Below are 14,281 nucleotides of genomic sequence, written 5' to 3' on the forward strand. Positions count from 1 at the left end.
CAACAGCTCCAGACGCTCGCGCGCCGTCAGCTTGCCCTTCGCGTGCTGCGACGCAATCCGGCGCTCGCCGCCCCCCAAACGCGCCTCCGAACGACGACGCTCAAGTTCCTCGAGGATCTGCTTCACGCCCGGCCTCCCACAGTGGAGGCCAAGGGGTAGTCGGACGAATTGGACGGCGCAACCATGTCGCGCGCTCAGAGGCTCGGGCGGATCACCGCCAGCCCGCTCAAGGCCTCCACCGCGTGGTCCAGGAAGGCCCGCACCTTCTTGGAGACATGGCGGCTAGGCGCCACCAACTGCACGGGCAAGGGCTCGGGCTCGAACTGCGGCAACAGCCGCACCAGGGCTCCGGAGGCCAGGTCCTCGGCCACCTGGTAGGAGAGCGGCCGGCCGATCCCGTGCCCGGCGCGCAGGGCGATCAGGGCCGCATCGATCTCGTTGACCGTGAGCCGGGGCGTCAGCCGCACGGCCTGGCCCCGGAACCGCCACTCCGCGGCGCCGGTCAGGACGCCGGAGAAGACGATCTCGTGATCCGTCAGGTCGGCCGGCTGGGCCGGGGTCCCGCGCCGCGCCAGATAGGCCGGCGAGGCGACCAGCATGCGCCGCACCTCCCCCACCCTGCGCGCCACCAGGCCGGAATCGGCCAGGGCGCCGATCCGCAGGGCCAGGTCGATCTGGCCCTCGATCAGGTCGAGGTTGCGGTCGTGCAGCACCAGGTCGACGCTGACCTGGGGGTGGAGGTCGAGGAAGCTCGCCACCACCGGCGTCACGTGCCGGCGGCCGAACACCAGGGGCGCGGTGAGGGTGATCACCCCCCGCAGCGGGCCGTCGTCCTCCGGGGCCAGGGCCTCCTCATAGGCCGCCAGCAGGCCCCGCGCCTTCTCCGCCAGGGTGCGGCCGGCCTCGGTCGGGCTGAGCTTGCGGGTGGTGCGCTCGATCAACCGCGCCCCGGCGCGGGCCTCCAGCCCCGCCACGATCCGGGTCACGGCCGGGGGCGAGCGCCGCAGCTTGCGGGCCGCCGCGGCGAAGCCGCCGGTCTCCAGCACGGACACGAACACCGCCAGCTCATCCAGCCGATCCATATTTCGTTCCGTTTATTGGAATAGTGTATTGCCAAATAGCACCATTCACCCGGAAATCCGCAATAGATAGCCTGGCGCTCACCATCCCACGGAGACGCCCATGTCCAAGATTCGCCTGCACGGAACGCCGCTGTCCGGCCACGCCCATCGCGTGGAGCTGATGCTGCGCATCCTCGGCCTCGACTTCGAGTTCGTGGAGGCCTCGGCAGCCGTGCGCGCGACGCCGGAATACGCCCGGCTCAACCCTCTGCGGCAGATTCCTGTCCTGGAGGACGGCGATCTGGTCCTGGCCGATTCAAACGCCATCCTGGTGTACCTCGCCCGGCGCTACGATCCCGACGGCCCCTGGCTGCCGGGCGATCCTGTCGCCGCCGCCCAGGTGCAGCGCTGGCTCTCCATCGCCGCGGGCGAGGTGATGCACGGCCCAGCCACCGCGCGCGGGGTGGCGCAGTGGGGCATGCCCGCCGACCCCGTCCGCGCCAAGCACATCGCCCAGCGGCTCCTGACCTTCATGGACCAGCACCTGGCCGGCCGGGCCTACCTGGCCGCCGACCACCCGACCATCGCCGATCTCGCCTGCTATTCCTATGTGGCCCACGCCCCGGAGGGCGCGATCCCGCTCGAGCCCTACCCCGCCGTCCGCGCCTGGCTGGCGCGCGTCGAGGGCCAGCCGTGGTTCAAGCCGATGCCCGCCTCGTCGATCCCGGAATTGGCCTGAGTCATGGGACCGTTCCATGCCGGCGAGCGGGAAGCCCAGCGCCGCGCGGGTCTGGAAGCCCTGCCGACCGGCGCCGGCATCCGCGACTTCATGCCCGACCAGCATCGGGTCTTCTTCGAGGGCCTGACCTATGTCTTCGTCGGTACGACGGAGGCCGACGGCTGGCCGGCCGCGACGATGCTGACCGGCGCGCCGGGTTTCATCGCCAGCCCCGACGAGCGCACCCTGCGGCTCACGGCCCAGCCTGACCCGGCGGATCCCGCCCAGGCGCTCCTCACGCCAGGCGCTCAGGTGGGCCTGTTGGGCCTCGATCTCTCCAACCGCCGCCGCAACCGGGCCAATGGACGTATCGCTTCGCTCGACGGCGGGATCGTCGTCGAGGTGGCGCAGAGCTTTGGCAACTGCCCGCAATACATCCAGACCCGCAGCGTCGAGGCTATCGCTCGTACGCCGGGTCCGTTGGAACGCTTCGCCGGCCTCGATACTGACGCCCGCGCCACCATCGCCGCGGCCGACACCTTGTTCGTCGCCACCGGCGCGCAGGGCGAGAACGGCGGGGTCGACATGTCCCATCGCGGCGGGCGGCCAGGGTTCGTGAAGATCGAGGGCGACGTCCTGACCATCCCGGACTTTCGGGGCAACCGGTTCTTCAACACCCTGGGCAACCTGCTGGCGGAGCCCCGCTCGGCCCTGCTGTTCCCCGATTTCGCGACCGGCGACCTGACCCAGCTCCAGGGCCGCGCCGAGGTGCTCTGGGACCAAGATCCGCGGATCGAGGGCGCCGAGCGCCTGTGGCGCTTCAACGTCGAGCGCAGCTGGCGTCACCGCGCGGCCATTCCGCTGCGCTGGACATTCGGCGACTATTCGCCGACCACCCTGGCCACGGGAACCTGGGGCTAGGCGACATGAACGTGCGGCTGGAGCCGGTCCTGCGCGAGCAGGAGCCGGTGCTGCAGAACCTGATGCAGTTCTACATCCACGACTTCTCGGAATTCTGGGCCGGGACGTCGAAGGGCGACCTGCAGGCCGACGGCCGGTTCGAGGCCTATCCGCTGGCGTCCTACTGGACCGATCCGAACCGGGCCGCCTGGTTCATCTGGCGAGGCGACATCCTGGCGGGGTTCGCCCTGGTCAACGACCACGCCCATTCCGGCCAGGCCATCGATCATAGCGTCGCGGAGTTCTTCGTCCTGCGGAAGCATCGCGGATCGGGCGTCGCCGCTGACGCCGCCCACCAGGTCTTCGCCGCCCGTTCCGGTCTCTGGGAAGTCGCCGTGGCGCGGAAGAACACCGCCGCCCTGCGGTTCTGGCGCCGGGCCGTCGCCACGACCCCCGGCGCGACCGAAATCCGCGAGATCGACCTCGCGACCCCCGAATGGGACGGCCCGATCATCCTGTTCCGGCTGGGCGGATAGTTCAGCCCAGCGCCCGGAACCAGCGGTCCAGCATCTTGGCTTCCTCGAAGAGCCGCGCCGTGCGCTCGGCGGCCTCTTCGTCGATCCCCCACTTTTCCTGCTGATAGGCCTCGTCCAGGCGAGAAAGCTCATAGGCCTGCTCGCCGGTGACCCAGCCCCGCTGGAGGGCGAAGGCCAGGACCGCCGAGCCGAACAGCGAGGTCCCGAAAGCCAGGCCCGCCAGGGCGAAGTCGTCCAACTCCAGGGCGAGCGCCTTCACCCGCGCCAGGGTCTCGCCTGGCTGGGCGCGGTGGACGATGCCGATGGTGCGCAGGAAGACCAGCTCCAGCTCACGGTCGGCGCGTTCCAGCACCGGGACCCAATGCTCCGCCTGGCGGGCGGCCAGGGCCTCCGGCTCCTCGGCGTGGTAGCAGAGCAGGTCGGAACCCGCGAAGTCAGCCACCTGCTGGGCGACGCCGTCGCGGGCCGGCGGGATCGCCTCCAGGGCCGTGAAGGCCAGGCGGGTGACGTTCATCTCCGCCAGCTCGATCACGTCGGTCTGGGCGGCCCATTCGGCGGCCACCAGGTCGGCGAGCGCCCGGGTCGGCAGGACCAGCACCCCGCCCTTGGGCGAGCGCACATTCCGCCCGTCCAGCTTGACCTGGAACCCGCCGGGCTCAGCGATCACCGAGACGTCCTTGTAGAACCGCCTGGGCTTATCGCCGGGCTCGTGAAATCCTCTTTTCAACCGCGCCTCCAACAGCCCGCGACGGAATTCCGCGGGTCGCCCCGTGCAATGGGGACGGAAGTGGAAATGCGCAAGGAGCCAGTTGTGGCCGACCGCGATCTGGACGCCGCCATCGCCGTCACCCGGTTCGGCCTCGGGGCCAAGCCCGGCGAGATCGCCCGGGCGCGAAGCGATCCTCGCGGCTTCCTCACCGCCCAGATCCGTCCCTCCGGCGCCGACCAGCCGCGGACCAATGGCGAGACCTCGGCCCAGCGCATCGCCGGGTTCCGGGTCTACCAGCAGGACAAGCGCGGAATGAAGCGCGCCGTCTCCGAAGACGAGCCCGCCCCCGACGCCCGCGACCCGGTCAAGATCGCCCAGAAGATGCTGCGCGACGACGTGGCCACCGACTTCCTGGCCCGCGCGCAGCTCGGCGCGGCGACCGAGGCGGGGTTTCGCGAGCGCTGGACCCTGTTCTGGGCCAACCACTTCACCGTCTCGGCCAACAAGCTGGTCACCGCCACCGTGGTCGGTCCGTTCGAAAACGAGGCCATCCGCCCGCAGGTGTTCGGCCGCTTCGCCGACCTGCTGTCCACGGCGACCACCCATCCGGCCATGCTGCTCTATCTGGACCAGGCCCAGTCGATCGGGCCCGGCAGCCCGGCGGCGCAGTTCCTGTCGCGACCGCGGCGCGGCGCGGGCGCCGGGGCGCCGTCCGCCGCACGCAAGTCGGCGGGTCTGAACGAGAACCTTGCCCGCGAGATCCTGGAACTGCACACCGTCGGGGTCGATGGCGGTTACAGCCAGGCCGATGTCACCGAGTTCGCCCGCGCCATGACAGGCCTCTCTGTCGGCGGTTTCCGCGAAGATCCGGAAATGCTGGGCCGCCCGGTGTTCCGCGCCGTCGCCCATGAGCCCGGCGCCCGAATGGTGATGGGCGTCCGCTACGCGCCCGGCGGCAAGGAGCAGGTGGAGGCGATCCTCACCGACCTTGCGCGCCACCCGGCCACCGCCCGCTTCATCTGCGCCAAGATCGCCCGGCATTTCGTGGCCGACGATCCGCCCCCGGCCCTGGTCCGCCGGCTGGAATACGCCTGGGCCGAAAGCAGCGGCGAGCTCGACCATGTCGCCCGCGTGCTGATCGGCGCGCCGGAGTCCTGGGCGCCCCAGTCGGCCAAGTTCAAGACTCCCTATGAGTTCATGATTTCCAGCTGGCGAGCGGCCGACGGCGCGCCGCGCGATATCGCCCGCCTGGCTCCGGTGCTGAACGCCATGGGCCAGAAGGCTTTTTCCGCGCCCTCCCCCAAGGGCTGGCCGGAAGAGACCGCCGCCTGGGCGACCCCCGCGGCCCTGGTCCAGCGAATGAGCTGGGCCCAGGCTTTTTCGGAAGCCGTGGTGCGCGACCGCGATCCCAACGCCCTGGCCGCCGAGGCCCTGGGCGCACGCCTGTCGGCCGCCACGGCGACCGCCATCGCCCGCGCCGAGTCCCGCGCCGAGGGCTTCGCCCTGCTGCTGATGAGCCCGGAGTTCCAACGTCGATGACCGCTCACCTCACCCGCCGCCGGGCGCTGCTGGCCGCCGCCGGCCTCGGCCTCTCCGTCGATCTCCTGGCCCGCCCGGCCTTCGCGGCGGGCGACCTCGCCAACCGCAAGCTGGTCGTGGTGATCTGCCGGGGCGGACTGGATGGCCTCTCCCTCACCCCGCCGGTGGGCGATCCCGACTATCAGGGCCTGCGCAAAGGCCTGGCGCTCGGCGACGACGCCCTGGCCCTGGACGGGACCTTCGCCCTGCATCCTGCGCTCAACGCGGTCCACCGCCTCGCCAAGACCGGCCAGGCGCGGATCGCCCCGGCCGTCGCCACCCCGGACCGCGCCCGCTCCCACTTCGAGGCTCAGGACGTGCTGGAGACCGGGGCGGCGGTGGTCTACGGAACCTCCTCCGGCTGGCTGAACCGCGCCGTGGGCAGCCTGAAGGCGCAACGCACGGTCGACGCCCTGTCGGTCGGGCCCACCGCCCCGCTGATCCTGCGCGGCCCGGCGCCGGCCTCCTCCTGGTCGCCGGGGCGTGGGATCGACGCCCAGGCGCGGCTGCCCACCCTGCTGCAGGACCTCTACAGGGACGATCCGGTGCTGGGTCCGGCCCTGGCTCGCGGCCTGGCCACCGAGACCATGGCCCAGGCGGCGATGAGCGGACTGGCCGACAACGCCGAGACGCCCGGCATGACGATGGCCGCCGCCCCGCCCGGCGGCGGCGGGGTCGAGGGTTACCTGCGCCAGGGTCAGGAAGCGGCGCGCAAGCTGGGCGGAACCCTGGCCGGGTTCATGCGCGAACCCGGCGGCCCGCAGATCGCCGCGCTCAGCCTCGATGGCTTCGACACCCACGCGAACCAGGGCGCGGCCAAGGGCCAGCTGGCCAACCGCCTAGGTTATCTGGACGCTGTACTGGACGGCCTGCACGCCGGCCTGGGTTCCGAATGGAGCAACACCATGGTGGTCGTGGCGACCGAGTTCGGCCGCACGGCGCGGGTCAACGGCACCGGCGGCACCGACCACGGTACGGCTTCGACGGCGCTGGTCCTCGGTGGCGCTCTGAAGCCCGGCGGCATCGTCGGCGACTGGCCGGGGCTGAAGACCGCCGCCCTCTACGAGAACCGCGACCTGGCGCCGACGCTCGACATGCGCGGCCTGTTCAAGGGCGTGCTGGCCGATCATATGGGCCTGGACCGCCGGGCCCTGGAGGCGACGATCTTCCCCGACAGCGCCGCCGCACGGCCGGTGACAGGGCTGGTCTAGGGCGCAGGCCTCGGCGATCCTTCGGCATGGCCGATGAGATTCTGACCCCGCGCGACCTCAACCGCATCCTGCTGGCCCGCCAGATGCTGCTGGCGCGGGAAGCGATCTCGCCCGTGGAGGCGATCTCGCGGCTGTTCGCCATCCAGGCCCAGCTCCCGAAGGCCTCCTTCATCGGTCTCTGGGCGCGGCTGAGCGGCTTCCGGCGCGAGGACCTGCTGGCGGCGATCCACGACCGCAAGGTGGTGCGCTCGACTTTCCTGCGTGGCACCCTGCACCTGGCGACGGCGGAAGACATCCTGGCCTTCCGCACCACGGTCATGCCAGCCCTGGACATCACCCTGCCCGGCGGCGGCCGCCCTTCCCCGGCCCTCATCGATCAGGCGATGAGGCTGGCCGAACGCCATTTCGCCCCCGGCCCCAAGGACTTCGAGAGCGTCCGGCAGGTCTTCGCCGAGGCGGGGATCGAGGACGTGCGACAGATGGCCTGGGGGGTGCGGGTCTGGCTGCCCCTGGTGCAGGCGGCCAGCGACACGCCCTACGGCCACGAGCCCGGCGGCGCCTTCACCCTGGTCAAGACCTGGCTAGGCGAGGACGAGGCCCCCAGGCCCGATCCGCAGGGCCTGGTCCGGCGCTATCTCGCCGCCCACGGCCCCAGTCTGCCGGCCGATGTGGCGGGCTGGTCCGGGCTAAAGGGCGCCGCCGCGCTCCTCGAGACCATGGGCGACGAGTTGGTCACCTTCCGCGATGAGAAGAAGCGGGTGCTCTACGACCTGAAGGACGCGCCCCGGCCGAGCGGCGAAACCCCCGCCCCGGTCCGTCTGCTGGCCGATTTCGACGGGGCGGTCCTCAACCGCGCCGACCGCACCGGCATCGTGCGACCGCAGCACGTCAAGCTGGTGGCCAGCAAGAACCTGATCGTCTCGCCCACGGTGCTGGTCGACGGCGTGGTCGTGGGAACCTGGCGCGCGGAAGCCAAGCGCAGGACCACCACTGTGGCCATCCGGCTGTTCGAGGCGATGGGCGCCGAGCCCCGCAGCGCCATTGAGGCCGAGGCCGTCTCGGCGGCGAAATTCCTGGCGCCGGAGGTCGAGGCGGCGGTGACGTTCGAAGAGGCCTGAGCCGCTGCCCTTCAACCGCTCATCCCGGCGAAGGCCGGGACCCAGATTCATCCCGGACGCCGCGCCCCACGACCTGGGCCCCGGCCTTCGCCGGGGTGAGCGGGTTTTGTACGGTTACTTCCGCCGCCGCTTGAACGGCTCCGGGTCGGCCTCATGCTCGTCGAAGCCGAAGCGCTTGAAGCCGGCCTTCAGCTCCTTGCCGATCGGGGCTTCGAGGATCAGCGTCCCCCTCGAGGGGTGCGGCAGGGTCAGGCGCCGCGCGTGCAGTTGCAGCTTCAGGTCTCCCGACAGCTCGCGGGCCGCGTCGTTGGTGTACTTCGGGTCGCCCAGGATCGGGTGGCCCATTGCCAGCATGTGGGCGCGCAGCTGGTGGGTCCGCCCGGTGTGAGGCCGTAGCGCCATCCAGGTCACCCGGTGCGCGGCGCGGGAAATGGTCACGAACTCGGTCTCGGCGGGATCGCCGTTGGGGTCCTTGGGATCGGTCGGCACCACCATCTCACGGTCGCCGACCCCCTTCTTGACCAGGTGCAGCTCCATCACGCCTTCGGCGGGCTTGGGCGCACCGTGGACCAGGGCCCAGTAGGTCTTTTCCGCCCGGCGCCGCGCGAATGACCCCGCGAGCTTGGCCGCCGCCCCGGGGGTCTTGCCCAGCACGAGCACCCCGGACGTGTCGCGGTCCAGGCGATGGACCAGGCGCGGCCGTTCCAGGCCCTCGCCCCAGGCGCTGAGCAGGCGGTCGATGTGCTTGAGCGTCTTGGTGCCGCCCTGGACCGCGAGGCCGGCAGGCTTGTTCAGGACCAGCACCTCTTCGTCCTCGTAGAGCACCAGGGACTTGGCGAAGACCTTCTCCTTGGCGTCGAGGCCGGGGCCCTTGTCGCCGGGCTTCGGGGCGTCGGGCAGCGGCGGGACGCGTACGGTCTCGCCCGCAGCCAAGCGCTGATCGGGCTTGGCCCGGCCGCCGTCGACACGGATCTGGCCCGAGCGGGCAAGCTTCTGGACCTGTATCTGGGAGACGTGAGGCCAGCGGCGACGGAACCAGCGGTCCAGCCGCACCCCGTCCTCGCCCGGATCGACCTGAATGTTACGGACCTCTCTCACGCGAACGCCCGTCGCGCCAGCAGGAGGCCCAGGAACAGGGCGGAGATCGAGAGCAGCACCGAGGCGGTCGTGTAGGCGAAGGCCTGGCCGTAGGCGCGCTTGCCGATCATCAGGGCCGCCTCCAGCGAAAAGGCCGAGAAGGTCGTGAAGCCACCTAGAACGCCCATCCCCAACAACACGCGCAGCCGCTCCTGGTCGGCGCCGCCGCGGTGGGCCAGGTAGCCCGCCAGCAGGCCCATCAGCAGGCCGCCCACGACATTGACCGCGAAGGTTCCATAGGGCCATCCCGAGCCCCACAGCCGCAGCGCCTGCACGCCCACGCCGTAGCGGGCCACCGCGCCCACCGCGCCGCCGGCGGCCACCAGAAGAACCTTTTCCATTCCGCCCTTATGCGACGTGATGTCGCTTCGGAGAAGCCCCCGCCCGCCACTCAACGCCTGGTTAAGCCGTGGGCGTCATCATGCGGATCAGGTTCAGCTTTCCGGGTTCGGGGATGGTCGGGAATAACGCCTCTGCGCACGAAGCGCCGCCCGCGCCCCTGCTGGCCGGCGGGTTTGCGACCTTCGTCACCGCCGAGAAGCAGGCGCTGGGGATCGATTTCCTGGTCGAGGACCTTGTGCACCTGCGTCACCAGGCGGTCGCCGCACGCCGGCTGGAGCCCGTGATCACCCACCTGAAGAGCGGCGTGGTCATCCCCGCCCGCGCCTTCTCCCGGCTCTCCGACGACGATGTGGAGACGATCGACAAGGCCACCACCGAATTTGCAGCAACCCTGGTGGGACCCGACGGCGCCTCGGCCCTGCCGGTGATCCTGCCGATCTCGTTCCGCACGGCCTCGGGCCGTCGGGGCCGCGGCTATCTTGCAAACGCCACCGAAGGCTCGGCGGCGGCCTTGAAGAAGCGGGTCATCGTCGAGTTGATCGACATCGACCGGGGCACGCCGACCGGCCGGCTGACCGAGGTGGCGGGCCTGCTCAACGCCGTCTGCCGCAGTGTCTTCGCCCGGCTGCAGCCCAGCCGCGATGTGGTCTTTCCGGTCCGCGACGCCCGGCTCCAGGGGGTCACCCTCGACGGATCGGACCTGGCGACCTCCGACGGCGAGGCCGCCGGCCAGCTGCTGGAATTCGCTGAACAGGCGCGCGGCCTCTCGCCGCTGCTGGTGGCGCAAGGGCTTCCCGACGAGGGCTATCTGGCGGTGGCCGAGGTGGCCGGCTTCACCCATGGCGCCCTGAGGGTCCCAGGCTAGGTTCGCGCGCCCAGGTTGCGGCGGATCTCGCGGGCGTCATAGACGTCGCGATCACTCGGACGCGGCCCCTTGCCCATCAGCACCTCGATGGTCTGGGCCACCGACGCTCCGCCGCCGAGATTGAAACTGGTCCCGAGCCCGATCCCAACGCCGCTGCGGCGGTAGCCACCGCTGCCGCCGCCCGCCCCGAAGGAGACTCGCGGGCCGCTGTCGGGCCCGGCCTGCATGGTCACGCGATCGGCGACGCGGAACCAGTCATAACCCTCGGCCATGGCCAGGTCCGCGGCGCGCAACAGGGCGTAGTCGGACACCTGCGCGATGGGCGCGCCCGGTCCGCCGCGGAAGGTGACGCGATAGCGCCCAGGCTCGATGCGGTATTCCGAGAAGCCGATCGCATTCGGACCGGAGGCTGGCGCATAGACGGTGGGAGCCGTGGCGCAGCCGCCCAGAGCGGCGCAGGCCGCCAGCAGCACAAGGGCGCGTTTCATCTCCGAGATCCTCCGCAAGCCATTGGACTTGCAAACCTTGTCGGAAGAACGGCCCAGCTCGGACAGGCGTTCCGCCTACAGCCCCAGGGCCGCGATCAGGCCGGCCATGTCGGCCGGGACATCCGCCTCGATCGTCTTGGTTCCGCCCTCGGGATGGGGGAACGCGAGGGCCTTGGCGTGCAGCATCAGGCGCGGAACAGGCAGGCCCGCCACCGCCAGCGCCCCACCATAGCGCGCGTCGCCGGCGATGGGGCGGCCGATCGAGGCCAGGTGCACCCTGATCTGGTGCATCCGGCCGGTCTCCGGCGCCAGCTCCAACAGGGCCGCAGCCGCGCCCTTGGACACGGTTCGATAGCGGGTGCGCGCGACCTCGGCGTCGGGATGGTCGGCCTCGCAGACCCGCATATAGGCCTCGCGGCCCTGCTCGTCGCGACGCAGGGGGACGTCGATGGCGCCCTGGGCGGGTTCCGGCGCGCCGGGGGTGACGATGGCCCGGTAGGTTTTCGAAAAACGCCGCCCCATCATATGCTTGCCGAGGAAACCTGCGGCGGGTTTGGTCTTGGCGGTGAGGATCACGCCGGAGGTGTCGCGGTCCAGGCGGTGGATCAGCCGAGGCCGCGCCTTGCCCGGCTTGGCGAAGGCCCAGAGCATCTCGTCCAGGGTATGGACCTGGCCACGCCCGCCCTGGCTGGACAGGCCCGAGGGCTTGTTGAGCGCCAGGAGCTGGGCGTCCTCATAGATCACCAGGCCGCGGACGAAGGCGATCTCCTCGGGGCTGAGCGAGACGGGATTGTCGCCGGGCCTGGGCTTGGGCTGCAGGCGCGGCTTCACCCTTTGCGGTTCCGCTGCTCGGCCCAGCGCTCCAGGCGCTCCTTGATCCGCGCCTCGTTCCCTTCGCCCTTCGGCTGGTAGAAGGTCTGCCGCGCCATGCCGTCCGGGAAGTAGTTCTGGCCTGAAAAGCCGCCCTCGACATCGTGGTCGTAGGCATAGCCCTTGCCGTAGCCCAGGTCCTTCATGAGCTTGGTGGGGGCGTTGCGGATATGGGCCGGCGGCGTCAGCGAGCCGGTCTCCTTGGCGGCCCGCTGGGCGGCCTTGAAGGCCATATAGACCGCGTTGGACTTGGGCGCGGCGGCCAGGTGGATCACCAGCTGGGCCAGCGCGATCTCCCCCTCCGGCGAGCCCAGGAAGTCGTAGGTGTCCTTGGCGGCGTTGGCGAGCACCAGGGACATGGGATCGGCCTCGCCGATGTCCTCCGCCGCCGCGCGGATCAGCCGCCGGGCCACGAACAGCGGGTCCTCCCCGCCGGCTAGCATCCGCGCCAGCCAGTAAAGCGCCGCGTCGGGGTCCGAGCCCCGAATGGATTTATGCAGGGCCGAGATGAGGTTGTAGTGCTCCTCGCGGTCCTTGTCGTAGGCCGGGCTGCGCTTCTGCAACACTTCGCCCAGCTGTTTGGTGGACAACGGCTTGGCCGAGCCGATGTTGAGCAGGGTCTCGGCCAGGGTCAGCAGGTAGCGACCATCGCCGTCGGCCAGCGCGATCAGGGCGTGGCGCGCCTCGTCCTCCAGCGGCAGCTTGCGGCCCTCATGGGCCTCGGCCTTGTCCAGCAGCAGGGTCAGGGCCTCGTCGTCCAGGCGTTTCAGCACATAGACCTGGGCGCGGCTCAGCAGCGCGCCATTTAGTTCGAAGGACGGGTTCTCGGTCGTGGCGCCTACCAGGGTGACGATCCCCTCCTCCACGAAAGGCAGGAAGCCGTCCTGCTGGGCGCGGTTGAAGCGGTGGATCTCGTCGACGAACAGCAGCGTCGCCTGGCCGGCCGAGCGGCGCATCTTGGCCTGCTCGAAGGCCTTCTTCAGGTCCGCGACCCCGGAGAACACCGCCGAGAGCTGCTGGAACTCGTAGCCGGCCTCCTTGGCCAGCAGGCGGGCGATGGTGGTCTTGCCGGTGCCGGGCGGGCCCCAGAGGATCATCGAAGCCAGCCGCTTGGCCTCCGCCATGCGTCGGATCGGCCCCTCGGGCCCCAGCAGGTGGTCCTGCCCCACCACCTCGTCCAGCCGCTGAGGCCGCAGGCGGTCGGCGAGCGGGGACGGGGCGTGGGGAGTCATCCCCGCGGCTTCGAAGAGATCGGCCATGGGCCCGTTCTAGCAATCCCTCCCCGTAAAGAGGAGGGATAAGCCTAGGTCCGGAAATTCCCCGTGATCTCCTGGCCGCCGCGCTCGATGGTCACCTGCCATTGGTTGCCCGCACCGGCGCTGAGGACGCCCATCAGCTCGCGCACGGTGCCGACCTCGCGGCCGTTTATCTTTTTGACCAGGTCGCCCGGACGCAGGCCGGCGTTCATGGCGAAGCCGCGGCTGATATTGGTCACCAGCACGCCACGGCCCAGGAACGGATCGAGGCCCAGTTCGCCGGCCACCGCCGGGGACAGGTTCACCACCGTCGCCCCGTCGAACGGATTGCGGCCGGAGATCAGCTGCTGGTCCTTGGCCGGGGTGGCGGGCGGCGCCTCGGCCCGTAGCGTCAGGGTCTCCTCTCCCGCCCCGCGCCGCACGCCGAGTTTCAGGCTTTCGCCCGGCCGGCGCGAGGAGACGGCGTAGGAGACCGCCGCGGCGTCCACCGCCGGACGGCCGTCCACCGAGACAATCACATCGCCCTGGCGCAGGCCGGCGCGGGCCGCGGGACCGTTGGGCCAGATGTCCGCCACCAGGGCGCCCTGGGGCGTGGAAAGCCCCATGCTGCGTGCGATCTCGCCGGTCACGGTTTGGGTCCGCGCGCCCAGCCAGGGCCGGATCACCGCCACCCCGCCGCCGGCCGCGGTCTCGACCACCCGGCGCACGATGGCGGCCGGCACGGCGAACCCGACGCCGGACGAGGTGCCGGAGCGCGAAAGGATGAAGCTGTTCACCCCGATCAGGTCGCCGTCCATGTCGACCAGGGCGCCGCCGGAATTGCCCGGATTGATCGCCGCGTCGGTCTGGATATAGGCGTTGGCCGCGTCCCCACTGGGATCTGTCGTGCGGTTGAGCGCCGAGATGATGCCGTTGGTCACCGTCTGGCCGACGCCGAAGGGATCGCCGATGGCCAGCACCAGGTCGCCGACCTGGGCCTCGCCGCTGTCGTCGATGGCAAGGACCGGCAAGCGCTCATTGCCCACGTCGATCTTCAGGATGGCCAGGTCGGTGCGCGGGTCGGCCAGCAGCACCCGGGCAGTGAACTCGCGGCGGTCGGCCAGCGCCACGGTGATCTCCTGGCCGCCTTCCACCACGTGGTTGTTGGTCACGATCACGCCGTCGGCGCGGACGATGACCCCAGAGCCCAGCGAGCCCTGGATACGCTCGCGCGGGGCGCCCATGCCGAACATCTCCCAGAACGGGTCGGCCCGTTGGCGGACCAGCCGCTTGGACGAGATGTTCACCACGGCGGGCGCGGCGCGCTTCACCACGGGGGCGAAGGACGACTTCATGGTCAGGGCGTCGCCCGGCGCGGCGCGGGTTGGCTGGGCCAGGGGCGGTATCTGGGCGGTCGACGTGGTCACGGGGTCCGAACAGGCCGCTAGGATGGCCAGGGCGGGGATCAGGACGCGGTAGGCGCGCATGCGGTCTCCAGACAGTCTAGGTCGCC

Annotated in this window: 16 protein-coding genes; 7 read left to right on the top strand and 9 right to left on the bottom strand. The window is 70.8% G+C overall.

Features of this window, described 5'->3' with window-relative positions:
- Together V6M51_RS15970 and V6M51_RS15975 are read right to left on the bottom strand one after the other, a co-directional pair.
- Positions 1-126, bottom strand: a 126-nt coding sequence (locus tag V6M51_RS15970; RefSeq protein ID WP_332768819.1) for a hypothetical protein, incomplete at its 3' end; no start/stop codon positions are given.
- A gap of 68 nt (positions 127-194) precedes the next feature.
- Positions 195-1,082: a LysR family transcriptional regulator gene (locus V6M51_RS15975; protein ID WP_332768749.1), complete on the bottom strand. Its 888-nt coding sequence runs from the start codon at positions 1,080-1,082 to the stop codon at positions 195-197.
- 100 nt (positions 1,083-1,182) lie between these two features.
- On the opposite strand from V6M51_RS15975, the gene V6M51_RS15980 reads away from it, so the two are divergent.
- Genes V6M51_RS15980 through V6M51_RS15990 form a run of 3 tightly spaced genes read left to right on the top strand, consistent with a single transcriptional unit; the run spans position 1,183 to position 3,215 of the window.
- Complete coding sequence (locus V6M51_RS15980; RefSeq protein ID WP_332768751.1) at positions 1,183-1,800, top strand: glutathione S-transferase family protein; 618 nt, start codon at positions 1,183-1,185, stop codon at positions 1,798-1,800.
- 3 nt (positions 1,801-1,803) lie between these two features.
- Positions 1,804-2,700 (top strand): pyridoxamine 5'-phosphate oxidase family protein, encoded by an 897-nt coding sequence (locus V6M51_RS15985; RefSeq protein WP_332768752.1) that lies wholly within the window; start codon positions 1,804-1,806, stop codon positions 2,698-2,700.
- Between the two features lie 5 nt (positions 2,701-2,705).
- Positions 2,706-3,215, top strand: coding sequence for a GNAT family N-acetyltransferase (locus V6M51_RS15990; RefSeq protein ID WP_332768754.1), 510 nt, complete (start codon positions 2,706-2,708; stop codon positions 3,213-3,215).
- Position 3,216: 1 nt separating this feature from the next.
- Here V6M51_RS15990 and V6M51_RS15995 read toward each other — a convergent pair whose 3' ends face one another.
- On the bottom strand, positions 3,217-3,942 hold the full coding sequence (locus V6M51_RS15995; protein ID WP_332768756.1) for an ATP12 family chaperone protein: 726 nt from the start codon (positions 3,940-3,942) through the stop codon (positions 3,217-3,219).
- A 66-nt stretch (positions 3,943-4,008) separates the two neighbouring features.
- On the opposite strand from V6M51_RS15995, the gene V6M51_RS16000 reads away from it, so the two are divergent.
- From V6M51_RS16000 to V6M51_RS16010, 3 genes are read left to right on the top strand one after another with little or no spacing between them, the layout of a single operon-like run.
- A complete protein-coding gene (locus tag V6M51_RS16000; RefSeq protein WP_332768758.1) occupies positions 4,009-5,463 on the top strand; it encodes a DUF1800 domain-containing protein in 1,455 nt (484 codons plus the stop codon).
- Positions 5,460-6,713, top strand: coding sequence for a DUF1501 domain-containing protein (locus V6M51_RS16005; protein WP_332768760.1), 1,254 nt, complete (start codon positions 5,460-5,462; stop codon positions 6,711-6,713). Before V6M51_RS16000 ends, V6M51_RS16005 begins: the two co-directional genes overlap by 4 nt.
- Before the next feature lie 26 nt (positions 6,714-6,739).
- Positions 6,740-7,831, top strand: a complete 1,092-nt coding sequence (locus V6M51_RS16010; RefSeq protein WP_332768762.1) for a winged helix DNA-binding domain-containing protein — start codon at positions 6,740-6,742, stop codon at positions 7,829-7,831.
- A 114-nt stretch (positions 7,832-7,945) separates the two neighbouring features.
- On the opposite strand, the gene V6M51_RS16015 is transcribed toward V6M51_RS16010, so the two are convergent.
- On the bottom strand, positions 7,946-8,929 hold the full coding sequence (locus V6M51_RS16015) for an RluA family pseudouridine synthase (RefSeq protein WP_332768764.1): 984 nt from the start codon (positions 8,927-8,929) through the stop codon (positions 7,946-7,948).
- Positions 8,926-9,309 (bottom strand): fluoride efflux transporter CrcB, encoded by a 384-nt coding sequence (crcB, locus tag V6M51_RS16020; RefSeq protein WP_332768766.1) that lies wholly within the window; start codon positions 9,307-9,309, stop codon positions 8,926-8,928. The genes V6M51_RS16015 and crcB overlap by 4 nt, the downstream gene beginning before the upstream one ends.
- A gap of 80 nt (positions 9,310-9,389) precedes the next feature.
- On the opposite strand from crcB, the gene V6M51_RS16025 reads away from it, so the two are divergent.
- A complete protein-coding gene (locus V6M51_RS16025) occupies positions 9,390-10,175 on the top strand; it encodes a hypothetical protein (protein ID WP_332768767.1) in 786 nt (261 codons plus the stop codon).
- Here V6M51_RS16025 and V6M51_RS16030 read toward each other — a convergent pair.
- From V6M51_RS16030 to V6M51_RS16045, 4 genes are all read right to left on the bottom strand, one after another.
- Positions 10,172-10,663 (bottom strand): CC0125/CC1285 family lipoprotein, encoded by a 492-nt coding sequence (locus V6M51_RS16030; protein ID WP_332768768.1) that lies wholly within the window; start codon positions 10,661-10,663, stop codon positions 10,172-10,174. The two genes, V6M51_RS16025 and V6M51_RS16030, sit on opposite strands and share 4 nt — an antisense overlap.
- Positions 10,664-10,738: 75 nt before the next feature.
- Positions 10,739-11,494 (bottom strand): RluA family pseudouridine synthase, encoded by a 756-nt coding sequence (locus V6M51_RS16035; RefSeq protein ID WP_332768769.1) that lies wholly within the window; start codon positions 11,492-11,494, stop codon positions 10,739-10,741.
- Positions 11,491-12,792, bottom strand: coding sequence for a replication-associated recombination protein A (locus V6M51_RS16040; protein ID WP_332768770.1), 1,302 nt, complete (start codon positions 12,790-12,792; stop codon positions 11,491-11,493). The genes V6M51_RS16035 and V6M51_RS16040 overlap by 4 nt, the downstream gene beginning before the upstream one ends.
- A gap of 44 nt (positions 12,793-12,836) precedes the next feature.
- Positions 12,837-14,255, bottom strand: coding sequence for a Do family serine endopeptidase (locus tag V6M51_RS16045; protein ID WP_332768771.1), 1,419 nt, complete (start codon positions 14,253-14,255; stop codon positions 12,837-12,839).
- Between the last annotated feature and the right edge of the window lie 26 nt (positions 14,256-14,281).

Origin of the sequence: Phenylobacterium sp., from assembly GCF_036677185.1 — a bacterium.
Taxonomy (GTDB): Bacteria; Pseudomonadota; Alphaproteobacteria; order Caulobacterales; family Caulobacteraceae; genus Phenylobacterium.

Coding starts and splice junctions, on each gene's coding strand:
- V6M51_RS15975 (WP_332768749.1), bottom strand. CDS start 1,082: ATGGATCGGCTGGATGAGCTGGCGGTGTTCGTGTCCGTGCTGGAGACC.
- V6M51_RS15980 (WP_332768751.1), top strand. CDS start 1,183: ATGTCCAAGATTCGCCTGCACGGAACGCCGCTGTCCGGCCACGCCCAT.
- V6M51_RS15985 (WP_332768752.1), top strand. CDS start 1,804: ATGGGACCGTTCCATGCCGGCGAGCGGGAAGCCCAGCGCCGCGCGGGT.
- V6M51_RS15990 (WP_332768754.1), top strand. CDS start 2,706: ATGAACGTGCGGCTGGAGCCGGTCCTGCGCGAGCAGGAGCCGGTGCTG.
- V6M51_RS16000 (WP_332768758.1), top strand. CDS start 4,009: ATGCGCAAGGAGCCAGTTGTGGCCGACCGCGATCTGGACGCCGCCATC.
- V6M51_RS16005 (WP_332768760.1), top strand. CDS start 5,460: ATGACCGCTCACCTCACCCGCCGCCGGGCGCTGCTGGCCGCCGCCGGC.
- V6M51_RS16010 (WP_332768762.1), top strand. CDS start 6,740: ATGGCCGATGAGATTCTGACCCCGCGCGACCTCAACCGCATCCTGCTG.
- crcB (WP_332768766.1), bottom strand. CDS start 9,309: ATGGAAAAGGTTCTTCTGGTGGCCGCCGGCGGCGCGGTGGGCGCGGTG.
- V6M51_RS16025 (WP_332768767.1), top strand. CDS start 9,390: ATGCGGATCAGGTTCAGCTTTCCGGGTTCGGGGATGGTCGGGAATAAC.
- V6M51_RS16030 (WP_332768768.1), bottom strand. CDS start 10,663: ATGAAACGCGCCCTTGTGCTGCTGGCGGCCTGCGCCGCTCTGGGCGGC.
- V6M51_RS16040 (WP_332768770.1), bottom strand. CDS start 12,792: ATGGCCGATCTCTTCGAAGCCGCGGGGATGACTCCCCACGCCCCGTCC.
- V6M51_RS16045 (WP_332768771.1), bottom strand. CDS start 14,255: ATGCGCGCCTACCGCGTCCTGATCCCCGCCCTGGCCATCCTAGCGGCC.